This window comes from Bradyrhizobium centrolobii (genome assembly GCF_001641635.1).
GTDB classification, from domain to species: domain Bacteria; phylum Pseudomonadota; class Alphaproteobacteria; order Rhizobiales; family Xanthobacteraceae; genus Bradyrhizobium; species Bradyrhizobium centrolobii.
In genome coordinates this window covers 37,961-56,133 of the sequence record NZ_LUUB01000036.1, presented here as the reverse complement: position 1 = coordinate 56,133, position 18,173 = coordinate 37,961, and the positions used below count along the sequence as shown (strand labels likewise).

General features: G+C 63.0%; 14 protein-coding genes. 9 read left to right on the top strand and 5 right to left on the bottom strand.

Going from position 1 to position 18,173, the window contains the following annotated elements; genetic code table 11:
• Window positions 1-114 precede the first annotated feature (114 nt).
• The 5 genes from AYJ54_RS08175 to AYJ54_RS08155 all read right to left on the bottom strand — a co-directional run bounded on the left by AYJ54_RS08175 (window position 115) and on the right by AYJ54_RS08155 (window position 7,321).
• Window positions 115-816: a class I SAM-dependent methyltransferase gene (locus AYJ54_RS08175; RefSeq protein WP_245328935.1), complete on the bottom strand. Its 702-nt coding sequence runs from the start codon at window positions 814-816 to the stop codon at window positions 115-117.
• Window positions 813-1,292: a hypothetical protein gene (locus AYJ54_RS08170; RefSeq protein WP_136623535.1), complete on the bottom strand. Its 480-nt coding sequence runs from the start codon at window positions 1,290-1,292 to the stop codon at window positions 813-815. The genes AYJ54_RS08175 and AYJ54_RS08170 overlap by 4 nt, the downstream gene beginning before the upstream one ends.
• A gap of 43 nt (window positions 1,293-1,335) precedes the next feature.
• Window positions 1,336-4,467: an adenylate/guanylate cyclase domain-containing protein gene (locus AYJ54_RS08165; RefSeq protein ID WP_082905543.1), complete on the bottom strand. Its 3,132-nt coding sequence runs from the start codon at window positions 4,465-4,467 to the stop codon at window positions 1,336-1,338.
• A 183-nt stretch (window positions 4,468-4,650) separates the two neighbouring features.
• The gene (locus AYJ54_RS08160; protein WP_063698165.1) at window positions 4,651-6,531 is read right to left on the bottom strand and encodes an ATP-binding protein; all 1,881 of its coding nucleotides are present in this window, start codon (window positions 6,529-6,531) and stop codon (window positions 4,651-4,653) included.
• A gap of 157 nt (window positions 6,532-6,688) precedes the next feature.
• Window positions 6,689-7,321, bottom strand: a complete 633-nt coding sequence (locus AYJ54_RS08155) for a cupin domain-containing protein (protein WP_063698306.1) — start codon at window positions 7,319-7,321, stop codon at window positions 6,689-6,691.
• A gap of 223 nt (window positions 7,322-7,544) precedes the next feature.
• Between AYJ54_RS08155 and AYJ54_RS08150 the strand changes: the two genes are divergently transcribed.
• From AYJ54_RS08150 to AYJ54_RS08110, 9 genes are all read left to right on the top strand, one after another.
• Window positions 7,545-9,236: a peptide ABC transporter substrate-binding protein gene (locus AYJ54_RS08150; RefSeq protein ID WP_063698304.1), complete on the top strand. Its 1,692-nt coding sequence runs from the start codon at window positions 7,545-7,547 to the stop codon at window positions 9,234-9,236.
• Window positions 9,237-9,263: 27 nt separating this feature from the next.
• On the top strand, window positions 9,264-10,214 hold the full coding sequence (locus AYJ54_RS08145) for an ABC transporter permease (RefSeq protein WP_063698164.1): 951 nt from the start codon (window positions 9,264-9,266) through the stop codon (window positions 10,212-10,214).
• Window positions 10,215-10,216: 2 nt separating this feature from the next.
• Window positions 10,217-11,092, top strand: a complete 876-nt coding sequence (locus tag AYJ54_RS08140; RefSeq protein ID WP_063698163.1) for an ABC transporter permease — start codon at window positions 10,217-10,219, stop codon at window positions 11,090-11,092.
• A gap of 43 nt (window positions 11,093-11,135) precedes the next feature.
• The gene (locus AYJ54_RS08135) at window positions 11,136-12,464 is read left to right on the top strand and encodes an NAD(P)/FAD-dependent oxidoreductase (protein ID WP_063698162.1); all 1,329 of its coding nucleotides are present in this window, start codon (window positions 11,136-11,138) and stop codon (window positions 12,462-12,464) included.
• A 15-nt stretch (window positions 12,465-12,479) separates the two neighbouring features.
• On the top strand, window positions 12,480-13,406 hold the full coding sequence (locus AYJ54_RS08130) for a 2-hydroxyacid dehydrogenase (protein WP_063698161.1): 927 nt from the start codon (window positions 12,480-12,482) through the stop codon (window positions 13,404-13,406).
• A 221-nt stretch (window positions 13,407-13,627) separates the two neighbouring features.
• The gene (locus AYJ54_RS08125) at window positions 13,628-15,514 is read left to right on the top strand and encodes an ABC transporter ATP-binding protein (RefSeq protein ID WP_136623534.1); all 1,887 of its coding nucleotides are present in this window, start codon (window positions 13,628-13,630) and stop codon (window positions 15,512-15,514) included.
• Window positions 15,515-15,838: 324 nt separating this feature from the next.
• Window positions 15,839-16,075, top strand: coding sequence for a hypothetical protein (locus tag AYJ54_RS08120; RefSeq protein WP_063698160.1), 237 nt, complete (start codon window positions 15,839-15,841; stop codon window positions 16,073-16,075).
• A 96-nt stretch (window positions 16,076-16,171) separates the two neighbouring features.
• Window positions 16,172-16,684 (top strand): DUF305 domain-containing protein, encoded by a 513-nt coding sequence (locus AYJ54_RS08115; protein ID WP_063698159.1) that lies wholly within the window; start codon window positions 16,172-16,174, stop codon window positions 16,682-16,684.
• 9 nt (window positions 16,685-16,693) lie between these two features.
• Window positions 16,694-18,148 (top strand): YncE family protein, encoded by a 1,455-nt coding sequence (locus tag AYJ54_RS08110; protein ID WP_063698158.1) that lies wholly within the window; start codon window positions 16,694-16,696, stop codon window positions 18,146-18,148.
• The last annotated feature ends 25 nt before the right edge of the window (window positions 18,149-18,173 follow it).

The following is an 18,173-nucleotide window of genomic DNA, read 5'->3' as shown; positions in this document are numbered from 1 at the left end:
GGTCCACGCGATGAGAGGGCGAACGCCGCATGCTGGTCTTGGGCGCTATCGCTGTGCGACCCGTCTTGCGAACCGTGCCCCGCCCCATTTGTCGGTCCCCGCCAACCAGGCATTCTATGTTGTCGTATCCGAAACTGCGTTCGAAGTGCGGGCGAGGAGGGTAAATTCCTCCAGCCCGTAGTCGTCCAAAATCTCGATCGACCGACCAAGCTTTTGTTCGCAAAATCGCGCCCATTTCCCTGGGGTCGTACGGTAGAGCAGACCCGGTTGAGAGCGCCGTCCCGACTTTTTCAGGAAGTTGACGGCGAAACCAAATTTGCTCATTCGATGCATATCAAACAACATGGTGCTCACGAATCTTTCCCAAGTGAGTAGAGGAAAGCCAAGCATCACATTCATTATGCCGCTGGCGACCACGTAGTCAGACAGTTCTGATACGTTCCGCCCAACGACAAAACGTACGTTGGAATTACCAGGATGGCGGCGTCGGCCCCGACGCACCATCTCGGACGACAAATCAACTCCCAAATAATCAACATTGGCAACGCCCCGGTGTTTAATGAGAAACGTTGCCAGCGCGCCGTAACCGCAGCCCAGGTCGATCAACGAAAATGGTGCATTGGCCGGACAAAGCCGGAGAAGCTGAACAAAGCGTAGCCATTGCGTCGCCGTGCACGACCAATCCACCCCACGGGGGTTCGCTCCGTGGCTGGCAAGTTTGGCGGCGTAGTAGGCCCCCACTTGGGTGCAAACCAAGCCTAGTTCGGCACCCGTCAGGAGCTGCGTAGAGTTAGAACGCCGATCGGCCTGCTTCACTTCCTGCTTCGTTTCTTCTTTGCGGCGCGGGCCGCCTGCCCATCTTCTTTGGGTAAAGTCGGGATCGATATGACCAAATAGGACTGCTTTTCGTAGATGATGGGTTGCCCGCGCGTAACCTTTACACGGCGGTCCTTGCTCATCAAATGCGTGGTTGTGTAGACGGGAAGAGGCGCCTTACTGTCGAGATTGTCTTGATACGCACTTCGAATGCGATCGTGACCACTCACCCCTTTCTGATCAGAATCGTATTTTTTCAGGAGGTCGAGGAAGACGAACCACCGCCGCCGTTCTAGGAAATCCACCGGGACAATGTGCAGGACTCGGAAAGCCTGCTTGAGGGAATACTTGCTCGAAAATACTCTAAATTCCTTCTGGATGACGACCATCTCTTTAAGCGGGTGGCCAGGACCGAACCTCGTGTTAAGCTGGAAAAGCATGTCGGCAGTGGAAAAATCGCTTATTGCTATTCCCATTTTTCTCCCCTTTTATGATTTTAAAGCCCCGCGAGCATACACCTCAATTTTCAATTTGAACGCTCTTATTTGCGATCTTCACATCGCCGGGTCTAAGATCAGCTAATCTCGACGCGAAAATTGCCGCCCCTGTGACGTCCAGCAAAGCTTTCGCCCTCTGCAGGTGATCATCGCACAACTCCGGGTTGATTGCACCTCCGGCAAGCTCAAGGTCGGCTGCGACGATGTGCGCATGGAGTTCGGCAACCCGATCAGTTCGCCTCCGTGCCACCTCGATAGCCTCCCTTACGAGTTGTCCGGCGCGTGCCTTTTGACCCGCGCGCTTCACCACGTCCGCCAGATAGGCAAGCAGTCGCGCCTCGATCTCGAGACCCGTCTTTGATTTTCTCGCAGTTGCTAATGCCTCATGCAAATCGTCGGAAGCCGAGCCGAAATCTCCTTCGGCAGAACTCACGAGAGCGCGGCAGAGGCGGGCTGCGGTAAAAAGGTAGGTCATTCCGGATTGAGAGGCGTAGCCCTCCACCTCTTTCGCGTGCAATCCTGCCATCGCGATATTCCCTCGATGGAATGCCATCTCGACCGCGGCAAGATGCGCGTGGTACTGAACGACCGGAATAGCCTTTGACTGGTCAGCTCGAAAAGCCGTCGCCAGGCACCTCTCGGCGGCCTCGAACTGACCAAGGAGGACTAACGTTCTCGCGCGCAGGCAGAGTAGCCACTGCCCGACATCAAAGCCGAAGATCTGACTTGCGTTTAGCCCGAGAACAACGCCGTTGTCCGCCTGGCATCGCTCGTCATTCGCGGTCATTGCGGTGTCGTTAGCATCGAGACTTTCGCGAAGACAGCCGGCAAGCAGGTACGCCTGGCATAGCTGCGCATTGCATGCAACAAATACATCCGGATCTTTGCTGGCCTCAGCTGCCGCGACTCCCTGTCGGGCCAGACCAATGTAGTCGTCAGCTGCGCCGCTGGCTGCAAAAACACGTCCATACGCACCCAGCAGCAGCGCTTCGTGCTTTCGATCGCCAGCTTCGCGAGCATATTGCAAAGCTTCTTCGGCATAGGGCTTCGCATCTTCAGCCGATAAGCCTTCGCTCCAGGCAAAACCTAACACGCGACCACTGGCAAGAGCGCGAAGCTGGTCGACAGCGGTACTTCTAGGCTGATCCCGCAGCAGCCAACGCACTCTTTTCCATTCAGTGAGTGCCCGCGCCGAATTTTTCCTGCCCAGCCAGAGGGCGGCGCGGCGCAAATGCATCGCAGCTTCCAGCATTTGTCCAGCCGCCTCGCAATGATAGGCGAGCAAGCTGGCTGACTCGTCTGCGCTCCCCCACGGAGCTCCCTCGATCGCCCTTGCTACCGAGGAGTGCAGTTGGGCCCGGCGAGACCGAAGCTGCATTGCATAAGCTACCTCCTGGATCAAAGGATGCCGAAACGAGTAGCCCGGCCTGTCGATGTTACTGCTGGCAGTTATGAGATCCAGGTCGCAAAGACGTGCAAACAGTCCCTTGATCTCTTGCTCCGGAATTCCTGAAACCTCCATGGCTATCGTCAATGGAAATTCCTTGCCGATGACGGCGCCGATTTGTAACGCCGCTTTCTCGAGCGCAGGCAGCAGGTCAATACGGGCGCCAATCACCGCTTCTATGGTTGCTGGCAGCGTCGGGGTCAGCCAGTCGGACGATACGATCCGGTATTGGCCGCGTTCGCCGAGCAGCGTGCCGCTTTGTGCCAGGGCTCGTACCAGTTCCTCCGCGAAAAAAGGATTGCCATCGCTTTGCTGCGCGATGTCTGTAACCATGTTAGCCAGGTGCGGATCGTCTCCGATTTGATCTCGGACCAATTGTTGAATGTCGCTGCTGCCCAGTTCGGTAAGCCTAAGTTCAGTGAAATGTTCTATCGACCACGGAGGAGCCCATGTCGGCCGATAGTTTACGATCATGACGAGCTTGGTGCCCTCAATGGCCTCGGCGATAGCCGTTACGAAATCCTCACTGAGATCATCGAGCCAGTGTAAGTCCTCGAAAATGATAACCGAGGTTTGACGCCCGGCCGCTACTGCAATTCGCTTGATGAGGTTGCGCACCCGCAAGTGCCATGCCTTCGGATCGGCGCGTTGCGTATCCAATTCCGGTGCCGGAAGTCCAAGGAGATTCAGCAAATATGGCAGCTCGTCGACGAAGGTCGGATCGAGCGCAAGGAGGCGTTCCTCAATTTTTGCGCGCGCTATCTTGTGATCAAGTGTCGCCGTGATGCGGAAGAAGGCGCGCAGTAATTCCAAGACCGCGAGCAGCGGCATTGATTGCGACTTCCCAAATACTTGTGCGCGTCCCTCCAAGACCTTGAGGTTGCGTTGGCGGCACCACTCGCCGAGCTCATAGCATAACCGGCTTTTTCCCATGCCGGCGTGCGCGACTATCCCGATGACGCTTCCGGCGTTATTCTCGGCATCAAGCACAGCCTTTTTGAGAATTTCCAATTCAGCGTGTCGCCCCCGCAATGGAGAAAGGCCGATCGCGCGGAATCTATCGCTACCAACGCCAGGCTTCAGGCCGATCAGGCGAAATACCTTGATGGGCTCCGGAACGCCCCTCAGTGTGCGAACACCTGCCGGGGAGGTCTCGCAATAGTCCCTGACGAGGTCATTGCATTCCATACTCAACAGGATCCCGCCTGGCTCCGCCTCGTGTTCCAACCGGCTGGCAATATGCAAAACGAGGCCCTGCGCCTCGTGGCCGAAGGCGTCCCCTCTGGGAGATGCAACGACCTCTCCCGAGTGAATTCCTATTCTGATCTGAGTCGGAATCGGTAGTGCGGCGACCGCTTCCTGCATCGCTAAGGCCGCCTGGCAAGCAAGAAGAGCATGCGCGTCTTGCGCACGGGGCGCACCGAAAATAGCGTCCAGTCCATCGCCAAGCGTATGGAGGATCGTCCCCCCGAAGCGCTCCGCCGCCTGCATCATGGCTTCAACAGCAGGCTGGAGGCGCCGCCCGGCGGATTCCGCATCGAGGTTTGCGATCAGGCCCGTCGAGCCCACAATGTCTGCAAATAGTGCCGTGGCCTGCTTCCGCTCACGCTGTAGCTCCATGAGCGTCGAGACGTCCAGCTGAACTCCGCAGTTGGAGCAGAACTTGTTGTGGGGAGCGTTTTCATGTTGGCAGTTGCGGCACTGCATTTCAATCCCGCTAAGGTTGAACCTTAATTGGGCGCTATGTCGTCTCTCCGTGAGGCTAACACGCCTCCCAAGCTATCGAAACATGCAATCGACCGGCCTGGTATTCCAGTGATGAAATTTGGCTCCCTACTGAGACCGAAGCCGGCGGGGTAGAAACGTCCGCGCCCTAGTGGACGTCTACTTTCACGATCGCGTCGGACCGTCTTCGTCGGACGCCTGTTTCCGCAGGAAGCGATCGACCTCGGGTTGGACCGAGTAGGGCAGCGGGATCGGGTCGCCGACGGAATCGACGGCGGTGTCGAAGCAGCGGCGCAGCATGCGCGCGAGCTCGGCCTTGCGGTAGGGCTTTGTCAAAAGCGGCGCGCCGTGCCCGGCGCGGCCCTGCGCATGCAGCGAGTCGTAGGCGTATCCCGATGTGAACAGAACCCGCAATGACGGTCGCGCGGCCACCAACCGTTCGGCAAGCTCCCCTCCATTCATGCCGCCGGCCATCACGATGTCGGTGAACAAGAGGTCGAAGGGCGTGCCCTCCGCGGCGATGGCGATGGCCTCATTCGCGTTGGCCGCACCGATGACCCTGTAGCCGAGGCTCTCGAGCTGGACTGTCACGTATTTGCGGACATCGCCGTCGTCCTCGACGCAGAGAATGGTCTCGTGCCCGCCTACCATCCTGTGCTCGCTCTCACCCGAGCCGCGCCGCGCGCCCGTCTCCGCCTTCGGCAGATAGATCCTGAACGTCGTGCCCCGGCCCTCTTCGGAGGAGACCTTGATGCTGCCGCCGGACTGCTTGACGAAGCCGAACACCATGCTGAGCCCGAGGCCCGTGCCCTTTCCAACCTCTTTCGTTGAAAAGAACGGGTCGAAGATCCGGCCGAGATTGGATTGCGGAATGCCGGTGCCGGTGTCAGTGATGGCGATCTCGACGTAATCCCCGGCATAGCCGACGCCTGCCGCCGCGGCGTCGCGGACCCCGAACACGACATTGCTCGTCGTCATCGTGAGCTTGCCGCCGTCCGCCATCGCATCGCGGGCGTTGATGGCGAGGTTGAGCAGCGCCGAGCTCAATTGTCCCCGGTCGACGAGCGCCGGCCAGACCTCGCGATCGAGCCTGGTCGCGATCTCGATGTTCTTGTCGAAGGTCGCGAGCAGCAGCCTGGCAACCTCCTCGATCAGCTCGTTGACGTCGATCTCGGTCGGCAGCAGCGATTGCTTCCTGGCAAAGGAGAGCAGGCTCGAGGTCAGCATCGCGCCGCGGTCGGCCGCTTCGCTGATCAGTTTCGCGATGGGCGAAAGATGCGGATCGTCCTTCACGGCATCCGCGAGGATCTCGATCGTCCCGGTGATGACGGTGAGCATGTTGTTGAACTCGTGCGCGATGCCGCCGGTGAGCTGGCCGACCGCTTCCATCTTCTGGGCCTGGATCAGCTGCTCCTCGGTGACGCGCTTGCGGGTGACGTCCCGCGCGAAGGTGTTGATGAGGTGGCGCTCCCCGAGCCGGAAGCTCGTGCTGGAAGCCTCGATCAGGATCTCATCGCCGTTCCTGTGGACCATGACCGCTTCGAAGCGCATGCCGATCGGAGTTTCCGAGAGCTCGCTCAGGCGCCGCTGCATGCGCTGCCTGAAGGCGCTGCGGAGCGGTCCGGCCACGACGAGGTCGACCACGTCGCGGCCGATCGCCTCCGCGCGCGTCCAGCCCGACAGCGCCTCGGCCTGCGGGCTCCACGACACGACGATGCCGCCTTCATCGATTTGGACGAAGGCGTCGAGCGCGGTCCCGATCACCGCCTGCGTTTGCCGCTCGCTTTCCGCGAGCGCCCGGCGTGCCTCTGCTTCGCCGGCCATGTGCGCATCGGCGAGCTTCTTCTGCCGGCGCTCGATCCGATGCGCACAGAAGCGCGCGAGCAGGGCCGCGATGACGCCGCTTGCGAGCAGCGCCAGGATTTGCGCGGCACCGAACGCGCGCGGGCCGGCGGTGCCGGCGAAGACTTCGGATGCAAGCAGGACGGCAGCGGTTCCCACGGCCTGCAAGGCCATCGCGAGCGTCAGAAGCCCCCTGAGGTTCATGGTGCGACACCAAAGACGTCAGCCGCGGAATGGACCGTCATGCCCGGACGGGCGGGTCCAGCGCAGGTTCAGCTACAGGCTCAGCTTTACCCCGTCGATGGTCAATTTTCGATGCCGGGAAACTGCGGGCCGTCCCCAGAAACGAGCCCGATCCGCTTCAACCTGCGGGCGAATCGTCCTGGCGCAGCGTCGTCACCCAGATGACGCGAGCCACCTGCTGGGTCGGGTTGTCGAACATGTGGGGCACGATGCTGGGGAAGCGGAAGCTGTCGCCGGCCTCGAGCAAATGGGCCTGGTTGTCGAGCCACAGCCGCAGGCTGCCGGACAGGATGTAGCCCGCCTTCTCGCCGGTGTGCTGGAAGAAGTCGGTGCCCGACGAGCCGCCGGGGTTGAGCGTGAGCTCATAGAGCTCGAGCTGGCCTTTCCCGGCCGGCGTCAGCGCCTCCTTGACGACGCCGCTGGCGGTGAGCCGCAGCAGGCGCCGGCTGTTCTTGCGCACGATGTAACGCTGGGCTTCGCCGGGATCGCTGGTCTCGAAGAAGTAGGAGATCGGAACGTCGAGGGCGATGCTGAGCAGACGCAGCGTGCGCACCGACGGCATGGCGCGCGCGCGTTCGAGCTGGCTGATCATGCCGGTGGACAGGCCGGTGCGGTTGGCGACGTCCTGGATCGAGAGCCCGGCGCGCTGACGGAGCAGCCGCACGGTCTCGCCGAGACGCTGGTCGACCGCCTCGTCGCTCTCGATCGTCTGCGCGGTCTTCGGATCGCTCGTTTCGCCGCGACCATCCATGTCGCTCTCCCATGCATCGTCTCGCCGCCGGGCCGCGTTTGAAAGCGGCCGGTAGAGTTCAGTCGGGGTGAAAAGGTCGCGCATACTAGCAATGTGATTGACAGCTGTATTTAGCCATGATGAAATTTCCGTCGAAATATTTAAGAGCGCTAAAGCCCAATCCTGTTCCCTTTGCCGGGTTTCGGGGAGCGGGAAAAGGTGCCCATGCGCGGGGAGAATGGTCATGGCAGATGAAACTGGCCGATTCGGCGTTCTAGCGCTGCGCTTCGGCGCGCCGAGCCGCCGCCGATTCATTCAGCTCGGCGCGGGTGCCGCGGCGGGATTGAGCCTTTCAGGCTCAGCCTTTGCGCAAGTTGAGCGTCCGACCAATCCGCCGGACAAGCCACGCGGGCAGGTGATTGCGGCGCTGTCGCAGGAGCCGACCGTCTTTCATCCTCTGATGCCGGGCATCGAGGTCGATCAGGGCATCTGGTGGCAGGTGTTCTCGCCGCTCTGGTTCATCGATCCCGATGGCAAGTTCATCCCCGACCTCGCGCGCGAAGTCCCGACCGTCGAGAATGGCGGTCTGTCCGCCGACGGCCTCACCTGGAAGATCAAGCTGCGCAGCGACGTGAAGTGGCACGACGGCACGCCGTTCACGGCGGACGACGTGAAGTTCTCGCTCGAGCTGATCAACAATCCCGATTTCCGAGCGCGTAGTCGCGTCGGCCACAGCCTTGTGAAGGACATCAAGGTCGTCGCGCCCGACGAGATTCACTGGCGAATGGAAGCTCCCTATTCGCCTTACATGTCGATCCTGGGATCGCTGACCTTCATCGTGCCCAAGCATATCCTGGAGAAGGTGTCCGATCCGAACTCCTCGCCGTTCCACAACGCGCCGGTCGGGACCGGACCGTTCCGCTGGGGCGAGCGCGTGCCGGGCGACCACATCCTCCTGAATGCCCATGCCGGCTATCACGGCAAGGGACCTTACCTCGAGCGCGTGGTCTTCAAATACATCCCGGACCTCACCGTCCTCTACACGCAGTTCCGCACCGGCCAGGTCGACTACACCGGCCTGCAAGGCGTCTTGCCGAACTTCGTGCAGGAGGCGAAGACGCTGAAGGGCCGCAAGATCTTCGTCTCTGCGACGTCCTCGGTGGAGCATATCGCGCCCAATCTGGAGTTCGGTCCCTTCGCTGACCGCGCCGTGCGTGAGGCACTCTACCTCGCCATCAACAAGCAGGCGATCGTCGATGCGCTCTATTACGGCCTGCCGACGCAGACCGAGAGTTTCGTGCCGCAGCAGGCCTGGTCGTTCCAGCAGGGCTTGCCGCAACACAAATACGATCCCGCGAAAGCCAATGCGCTGCTCGATGCCGCAGGTTGGGTTCGCGGCTCCGGCGGCGTCCGCGAGAAGGGCGGCGTCAAGCTCGAATTCACCAACTCGACGACATCTGGCAATGCCGTGCGCGAGCAGACCCAGCAGCTCCTGATCCAGGACTGGCGTGCGATCGGCGCGGCGATGCGCGTCAACAACATGCCGGCAGCCGTGATCTGGGGCGACTTCTGGCAGCAGTCAAAGTTCAATTCGGTGCTGGTGTCCGTGAACTTCATGCTCGGCAGCGATCCCGACGTGACGCCGCGCTTCGGCTCCGGCGCCATCCCCGCCAAGGGCGGACGCGGCTACAACACCTATCAGTACCGGAGCCCCGAGGCCGATCGTCTTCTTGCCGAGGGTGCCAGGCAGTTCGACCTGGCGCAGCGCAAGGCGACCTATGGCGACCTGCAAAAGCTCATCCGCAACGACCTCGCGATCCTGCCGTTGTTCCAGGGCTTCATCGCCGAGGGCGTGAAGGAAGGGCTCCAGGGCTTCCGTCCCAACATCAACACCTCCATCAACTGCTGGAACATCCGCGAATGGTACTGGACCTGATGCGTCCGGCCCGCGGGATCGCCTGAGATGGCTCGTTACGTCATCAATCGCCTCGGGCAGGCGATCATGCTGTTGGTGATCGTCTCCGCGATCGGCTTTGCCATCCTGCATCTGGCGCCCGGCGGTCCGCTCTCGCAATACGCGGCCTCCGCGCAGATGACGCAGGAGGATCTCGATCGTGTCACGAAGCAGCTCGGGCTCGATCGTCCGCTGCCGATCCAGTATCTCGACTGGTTCGGCCGCATGGTCAGGGGAGACTGGGGTCGCTCCTACCGCGACGGCGAAGCGGTGCTGTCCGTCATCGGCTCGCATCTCGGCGCCACTCTCGAACTGATGGCGACGGCAACCATCATCGCGGCTCTGCTCGGCTGCTGGATCGGCATTCTCGGCGCGCTGCGCCGCTATTCGCTGTTCGATAGCTTGGCGACCGTCGGGGCCATGATCGCATTGTCGATCCCGACCTTCTGGTTCGGGCTCGTCATGATCTACGTCTTCTCGGTGAAGCTCGGCTGGCTGCCGGCCGGCAACCGCGAGACCGTCGGCGACGGCTCGCTGCTCGACCTCCTGCATCACCTGATTGCGCCGGCGCTGGTGCTGGCGCTGGTCGAAACCGCGATGTGGGGGCGCTTCATGCGCTCCTCGATGCTCGAAGTCATCAACCAGGACTACATCCGCACCGCGCGGGCCAAGGGCATGCCGGAATGGCGCATCCTGACGCTGCACGCCTTGCGCAATGCGCTGCTGCCGATGATCACGGTCGCGGGCCTGCAGTTTCCGACGGTGCTCGGCGGCGCGCTGGTTGCCGAGACCGTGTTCACCTGGCCCGGCATGGGGCGGTTGTTTCTCGATTCCATCGGCTATCGCGACTATCCGGTGGTGATGGGCATCCTGATGTTCTCGGCGACGATGGTGCTGATCGGCTCGCTGCTCGCCGACATCCTCTATGCCGTCGTCGATCCGCGAATTCGGGTGGGCTAGCGATGACGACCGCAGCCCTGTCCACCGTTCAGCTCGCGCCCGGCCAGGCCGCCTGGCGGCGCTTCCGCCGGCATCGCCTCGCGCTCGCGGGCGCCGTGATCATTCTGGTCCTTGTTCTCGGTTCGGCGTTGGGCCCTTATCTCCTGCCGTTCGACGACACCTATATCGACATCCTGAAGCGGTTCGCGCCGCCGCTGTCGGGCGCGCATATCCTCGGCACGGACGAGCTCGGCCGCGACGTGATGGCGCGGCTGATGATGGGCGGACGCGTGTCGCTGTCGATCGGCATCGTCGCGATGGTCATTGCGATGGCGGTCGGCATCGTGGTCGGGGCCTTCGCCGGCTTCTATGGCGGCGTTGTCGGTGCGGTGCTGATGCGGCTCGTCGATGCCGTGCTGTGCTTTCCGACCATCTTCCTCCTGCTGGCGCTCGCGGCGCTCACCGAGCCCGGCCTCATCACCACCACCGTGCTGATCGCGGCCACCGCATGGATGGGCGTTGCCCGCGTCGTCGAGGCCCAGGTCCGCTCGCTGCGCGAGCGCGAATTCGCGGTCGCGGCGCTCGCCTTCGGTTCGTCGAACCTGCGGATCATGTTCCGTGAGCTCGTGCCCAATGCGATCGCGCCGATCGTGGTGGCCGCGACGCTGAACGTCGCCAAGGCGATCCTGTTGGAATCCTATGTCAGCTATCTCGGCTACGGCATCCAGCCGCCGGCCGCGAGCTGGGGCAACATGCTCAACAACGCGCAGATCTATCTCACCAGCGCGCCCTGGCTTGCGATTGCGCCGGGCGTTGCCATCACGCTTGCCGTGACGAGCTTCAACTTCCTCGGCGATGGCTTACGCGACGCGCTCGATCCGCGGATGAACATCCCATGACGATCAGACTTGCCCCGATCGAACTGAATACCAGGAGTGCCCCATGTCCCCGCCGCTCAACCGTATAGCCAGCGATGAGCGCCTGCCAGCGCAGGTGGACGTCGTCGTCATCGGCGGCGGCGTCATTGGCGTCTCCGCGGCCTATCATCTGGCGAAGAAGGGCCATTCCGTGGCCCTCGTCGAGAAGGGGCATGTCGGCGGCGAGCAGTCGAGCCGCAACTGGGGCTGGTGCCGTCAGCAGGGCCGCGCCCGCGAGGAAATCCCGCTGGCCCGCGAGGCGCTGCGCCTGTGGGAGGACATGCAGAATGACGCCGGTGTCGACGCCGGCTTCCGCCGCACCGGCGTCCTGTTCCTGACCAAGAGCAAGGACGAACTCGCCGGCTGGGAAAGATGGGCGGCGATCGCGCGCGAGCAGCAGGTTCATTCCACCATCCTGACGCCGGCCGAGATCGCCGAGCGCATGCCCGGCAATGCCGACAAGTGGGTCGGCGGCCTGCACACGCCGAGCGACGGACGCGCCGAACCGTCGATGGCCGTGCCTGCGCTCGCCACCGCTGCGCGCAAGCACGGCGTCAGCATTCACCAGGGCTGCGCCGCGCGCGGGCTCGAGACGCAAGGCGGACGGGTGAGCGCCGTCGTCACCGAGAAGGGCACCATTCGTACCCAGTCCGTGCTGCTCTCAGGCGGCGCGTGGTCGTCGCTGTTTTGCCGTCGCCACGGCATCGAGCTGCCGATCGGTCTCGTCAACGCCACCGCCTGTCGGACCACGCCGGGCCCGGAGATCACATCGGGCGCGCTCGGCACCGACTTCTACTGCATCCGCCGCCGCCTCGACGGCGGCTTCACGCTGGCGCTGCGCAACCGCGGCACGGTCGAACTGTCGCCTGATCTCTTTCGCTATGCGAAAACCTTCTGGCCGACGTACCTGCATCGCCGCAACGGGCTGAAGCTGTCGTTCGGCAAGTCCTTCTTCGATCAGATCGTGCGCGGTACGAGCTGGAGCTTTGACAAGCCGTCGCCGTTCGAGGCGGAGCGCGTGCGCGACCCTGAGCCGGACATGTCGCTGGTCAATTCGGCGCTCGCCGCGCTGATCAAGTCGAACCCTGAATTGAAGGACATCGAGATCGCGGAAGCCTGGGGCGGCACGATCGACTGCACGCCCGACACCATTCCGGTGATCTCGCCCGTCGATGCCCTGCCGGGCTTCTTCCTGGCGACCGGCTTCTCCGGCCACGGCTTCGGCATCGGACCGGCGGCCGGCAAGCTTGCCGCCGACATCGTGACGGGCTCGACGCCGCTGGTCGATCCTGCGGCCTACAGCCACAAGCGCATGATCGATGGCCGGCGGCTCGCGCCGGTCAGCCCGTTCTGAGAGCAGAGCTGTGGCATGACAGTTCTCTACAAGGCCAACATGGTTCGCGGTGCGGAGTGGGCGCGCTTCTTCGCGGAGCGCGCACCGAACCTGCCGTTCCGGCTCTGGCCTGACATCGGCGATCCCGCCGAGGTGCGCTATCTGGTGGCGTGGGTGCCGCCGGATGACATCGCGGCGACTTTCCCCAATCTCGAGCTCGTTTTCTCGGTCGGCGCTGGCGTCGATCAGTTCGACGTCTCAATGCTTCCTCCGCACATTCCGCTCGTCCGCATGCTGGAGCCCGGCATCGCCGAAACCATGGTCGAATACGTCACCATGGCCGTGCTTGGCTTGCATCGCGATCTCCTGCGTTTCATCGCCCAGCAGAGAGAGCAGGTCTGGCGCGAAATCCGGATCACGCCGGCGGCGCGTCGCCGCGTCGGCGTGATGGGGCTCGGCCAGCTCGGCCAGGCCGTGCTCGAACGCCTCAAGGCGTTCGGCTTCCCGCTCGCGGGCTGGAATCGCTCACCGCGCGAAATCGAAGGCGTTGCCTGCTACGCGGGCACGGACACCTTGCCGGAATTCCTTGGCAACACCGATATCCTCGTCTGCCTGCTGCCGCTGACCGATGAGACGCGCGGCATCCTGAACGCGGACCTGTTTGCGCGCCTGCCGCGCGGCGCCGCGCTCGTCAATGTCGGGCGCGGCGGGCATCTCATCGAAGCCGATTTCCTCGCGGCGCTCGACAGCGGCGCGCTGTGCGGCGCCGTTCTCGATGTCGCCGAACCCGAGCCGCTTCCTGCAGGCCATCCCTTTTGGAGCCACCCACGCATCCTTCTCACGCCGCACAATGCCAGCATGACGACGCCGGATACGGCCGTCGATTTCGTGCTCGAAATCATCGGACGCCACCGCCGCGGCGAAGATCTGCCGGGGCGTGTCGACCGTGCGCGCGGCTACTGAGGGCGTGATGGTGCTGGTAACCTCGATCTCGCCACGGGTTCGCTTCACCTCTCCCGCTTGCGGGGGAGGTCGGCGCGAAGCGCCGGGTGGGGCTCTCTCCACTTTGGGAGTGTTCATTGCGGATGCACCCCCACCCCAGCCCTCCCCCGCAAGCGGGAGAGGGGGCGTGCCTTCACCGCGGCACGATCAAGCTTGATCTCGCAAAGCTCTAGGTTCGTCGCATGAGCATCGGCGCAAGTGGATCCGAGCAAGTCGTCGCTGGCGCGAGGCGGCTCGCCGAAGCGCATGCGCCCGTGCTCTCGGTTGCAGGCCTGACCACGTCCTTCATGCGCGAGCGGCAATGGATTCCCGTCGTCCGTAACGTATCGTTCGACGTTGCCGCCAGGGAAACCGTGGCGATCGTGGGCGAGTCCGGTTCGGGCAAGAGCGTCACCGCGCTGTCCATCATGCGGCTGATCCCGCAGGAGAGCGGCCGCATCGAGGGCCGCGTCACGCTGGCGGGCCGCGATCTCCTGACGCTGCCCGAGCCGAGCATGAAGGATATTCGTGGCAACGAAGTTGCCATGATCTTCCAGGAGCCGATGACGAGCCTCAATCCGGTGCTCACCATCGGCTTTCAGATCGCCGAGGCGCTAATCTACCACCGCGGCCTGTCGCGCGCGGCAGCGGAGGCCGAGACCGTCCGCCTGCTCGATCGCGTTCGCATCCCCGCGGCGAGATCACGCTTTCACGAACATCCCCACCGCTTCTCCGGCGGCATGCGCCAGCGCGTGATGATCGCGATGGCGCTGGCCTGCAAGCCCAAGCTCCTGATCGCCGACGAGCCGACCACCGCGCTCGACGTGACGATCCAGGCCCAGATCCTCATGCTTCTGAAGGAGCTCCAGGAAGAGGAGGGGATGTCCATCCTCTTCATCACCCACGACATGGGTGTGGTCGCCGAGATCGCGGACCGCACCGTGGTGATGTATGGCGGGCAGGCGGTGGAGACCGACGCGACCGCTGCGATCTTCGCCGCGCCGTCGCATCCCTATACCCGCGCGCTGCTCGCGGCCGTGCCGCGTCTCGGCTCGATGGACGGTCGTCCGCGGCCGATGCGCTTTCCGATCGTCGACAAGGTGACGGGGACCTCGGACGAGCCGACAGATACGCCTGATACGGTCTCGACCGCCGAGCGGCCGCTGCTCGAAGTGTCCAACCTCACCACGCGTTTTCCGATCCGCTCAGGATTGTTCGGCAAGGTCTCGGGCCGTGTCCACGCGGTCGAGAACATCTCCTTCACCTTGCGCGCCGGCGAAACGCTGGCGCTGGTCGGCGAGTCCGGCTGTGGCAAGTCGACGACGGGCCGCTCGATCCTCAAGCTGGTCGCGCCGGACAGGGGGACCGTTTTGCTCGACGGCCGGGATGTTCTCGGCATGGATGACCGCACCTTGCGCGACTGTCGCAAGCAGATGCAGATCGTGTTCCAGGATCCGTTCGCAAGCCTCAATCCGCGCATGTCGGTGGGAGCGGCGATCGCCGCGCCGCTCCACGCCAACGGGCTCGCATCCGCATCGCAGGCCCGTGACAAGGTCGCCGACCTCCTCGTTCGCGTCGGCCTGACCGCGGACATGGCCGCGCGCTTTCCGCACGAATTCTCCGGCGGCCAGCGCCAGCGCATCTGCATCGCCCGCGCGCTGGCGCTCGGGCCGAGGCTGATCGTCGCCGACGAGGCGGTCTCCGCGCTCGACGTCTCGGTCAAGGCCCAGGTCGTCAATCTGATGCTCGACCTTCAGGCGAGCATGGGCCTCGCCTATCTCTTCATTTCCCACGACATCGCGGTCGTCGAACGCATGAGCCATCGCGTCGCGGTGATGTATCTCGGCGAGATCGTCGAGATCGGCCCGCGCGCGTCGGTGTTCAGCAATCCGCAGCATCCCTATACGAAGAAGTTGATGGCCGCGGTGCCGGTCCCTGACCCCGCACGCCGCGGCGCCAGGCGCCAAGCCTCGAACGACGAGATCAGAAGTCCCGTGCGCGCGCCTGATTATCAACCGCCCGTCCGGCAGTATCGCGAGGTCACGCCGGGCCATGTCGTCCAGCTCTGGGGCGAGGAGTGGTCGGCCTGACGCGCGAAGGCGTAGCGCGCCGCACGAATTGACGTGCACGAAATTGCACTGGCAAGGGAACAAGACTTCACGTTCGCCATCTCTTCCGACGGCGGGTTTGCGCCGCCGGCAGCGCTGACGTTGATGTGATCGGATTTCCCGGCGATCCCTTAGCATTTGTAACGCCTGCTTTTTTTGAGCCCGCGACCCGTCGCCCGGGAATTTCTGCGTGCGCCGATGGAATAGGACGCGCCCCGGCACGTCCTATCCTCAAGCAACGCGCTTCGGCGTTGCCAAAGGCCTAGCTGGCCGTTTGCCACACGATGCAAAAAGCGGAGAATCGAAATGAGTGTTGGAAAATCGGGATGTGCTGTTCTCGTCTTCACGACATTGGCATTTGGCGCGTTCGTGCTTAGCGCTCCCGCCGCCCTCGCGGCCACCCCCAGGCAGGACCATGCCAAGGCGCTGGAGCGGTCGCACGCGCAAATTCACTGGATGGACCCCAGTTTTGCGCCGCACGCGTGCAGGCAGCAACCCCAAAACCAGGTCGATGATCCGCTCTCGTCCCTGCTGCTGGGATGACCACGATCGTAGACGGCAAAAATCTTGAAGCGGTGCGACGGAATGACAAGCGTTGCGAGACGTCCCACCCTCAATACAACACCCGAGGAGTTCAGAATGCACAGGTCAACGTTTCGCAAGCTCATGACGCTTGCTGACAAGGTTCGGCGACTGGGTCTCGCCACAGCCGCATTCGGCGCGGGGCTGCTGCTCGCCTTTGCAGTCCCATCGCTGCTCCTTGCTCACGAAAGCCAGTCGGCGGCGCTCAATGCCGATGAGAGCGCATTCCTCAAAGAGAACGATGCGGCCATGACCAAGATGATGAACGACATGGCGGCGAAGCCGACCGGCGACATCGATCGCGACTTCGTCGCCATGATGAACCCGCATCATCAGGGCGCCATCGACATGGCCGTGATTGAACTGCGCTACGGCAAGAACGAGCAGCTTCGGCGGATCGCGCAAGAGATCATCGTCGACCAGATGCAGGAGATCGCAGCCATGAAGCTCGCGATCGGCGAGCCCGCGACCGATACCACCCCCGCGCCGACCCAGCCGCAGATCGTCCCGTCGGCGCACGATCACCATCCGGGCATGCAGATGGACATGTCCGCCGGAATGAAGCGGTAGGAGCCAAACATGAAGATATGGAAGACACTTTTCCTGGCGGCCACGATGCTGGCGACCAGTGGCGCTGCATGGGCAGGCCAGGCGCCTGGCGCGCTTGCATCGCCCGATGTCCCGATCAGCCATCATGACCGTGTCTACGCGGCCGAGCAGTTCTCGAATACGGTCTCGGTGACGGATCCTGTCGACAACAGACTGCTCGGTGTGATCAGGCTCGGTGATCCGCAGCCCGGCAATTTCAGCCCGCTCTACAAGGGCCAAGTGCTCGTCCACGGCATGGGCTATTCGCCCGACCACCACACTCTCGTGGTGGTTTCGATCGGCTCGAATTCGGTGACCTTCATCGACACGGCGACCAATGCAGTGAAGCACACGACCTATATCGGCCGCTCGCCGCACGAGGCGTTCTTCACCCCCGACGGCAAGGAAGTGTGGGTCACGGTGCGCGGCGAGAACTACATCTCCGTGCTCGATCCCGGAAGCTTTGAGGAGAAGACCCGCATCACGACGCCAAATGGTCCGGGCATGCAGATGTTCTCGCCGGACGGCAAGTACGGTTATATCTGTTCGTCCTTCAATCCCGAGACCGACGTCGTCTCGGTGGCCGAGCACAAGATCATCGCGAGGGTGAAGCAGGAAAGCCCGTTCTGTCCGAACATCGCCGTAACGCCGGAGGGCGACCAGGTGTGGTTCACGCTCAAGGACACCGGCAAGACCCAGGTGTTCGATGCCAGGCCGCCGTTCAACCCGATCAAGACGATCGACACCGGACCGATCACCAATCATGTGAACTTTGCCCATACGGCCAAGGGAACCTTCGCCTATGTCACCGTGGGCGGGCTGAACGAGGTCAAGGTGTTCCGCACGGATGACTTCTCGCAAGTCGCAACCATCCCGGTCGGCAATCTTCCGCACGGCGTCTGGCCTTCGGGCGATGGCACGCGTGTCTATGTCGGATTGGAGAACGCCGATGCGCTGGCCGCGATCGATTCCGCGACCAACAAGGTGATTGCCAATGTGCCGATCGGCCAGGCGCCGCAGGCGATCGCCTATGTGCCGAATGCTGCGCCCGATCCCGATGAGCGCCAGAACCTGCAGACCCTCGGCGTCGCCGGCCAGGTCGCGCACCTTGCGCTGGCGCCGAAGGAAAGACCAGAGGGTGGTAAGGCGCCGACCAGCGTGTCGCTGTTCGATCAGGGCCTGATCCAGATCCTGCAGGCCTCGGTCACGGGGCTTCAGCCCAAGCAGAAATATGTGCTGGCGCTGGCCGAGCACGCGGACGGCAGCGGCCCGTTGCAGCCGCTGGCTGCCTTCATGACCAATCCGGCCGGATCTGCTATCGTCAATGCCGCAGGCCCGATCCGGCAGATCGTCGATCAGACATCCAAGCTGTACAAGCGCTACCTGGTCATTGCGTCAGGTGAAGCGGCCATGCCAGGCGAGCCGGTCCAGATCGAGACCCGATGACGTTCATTCGAACGACAGCGGAGAG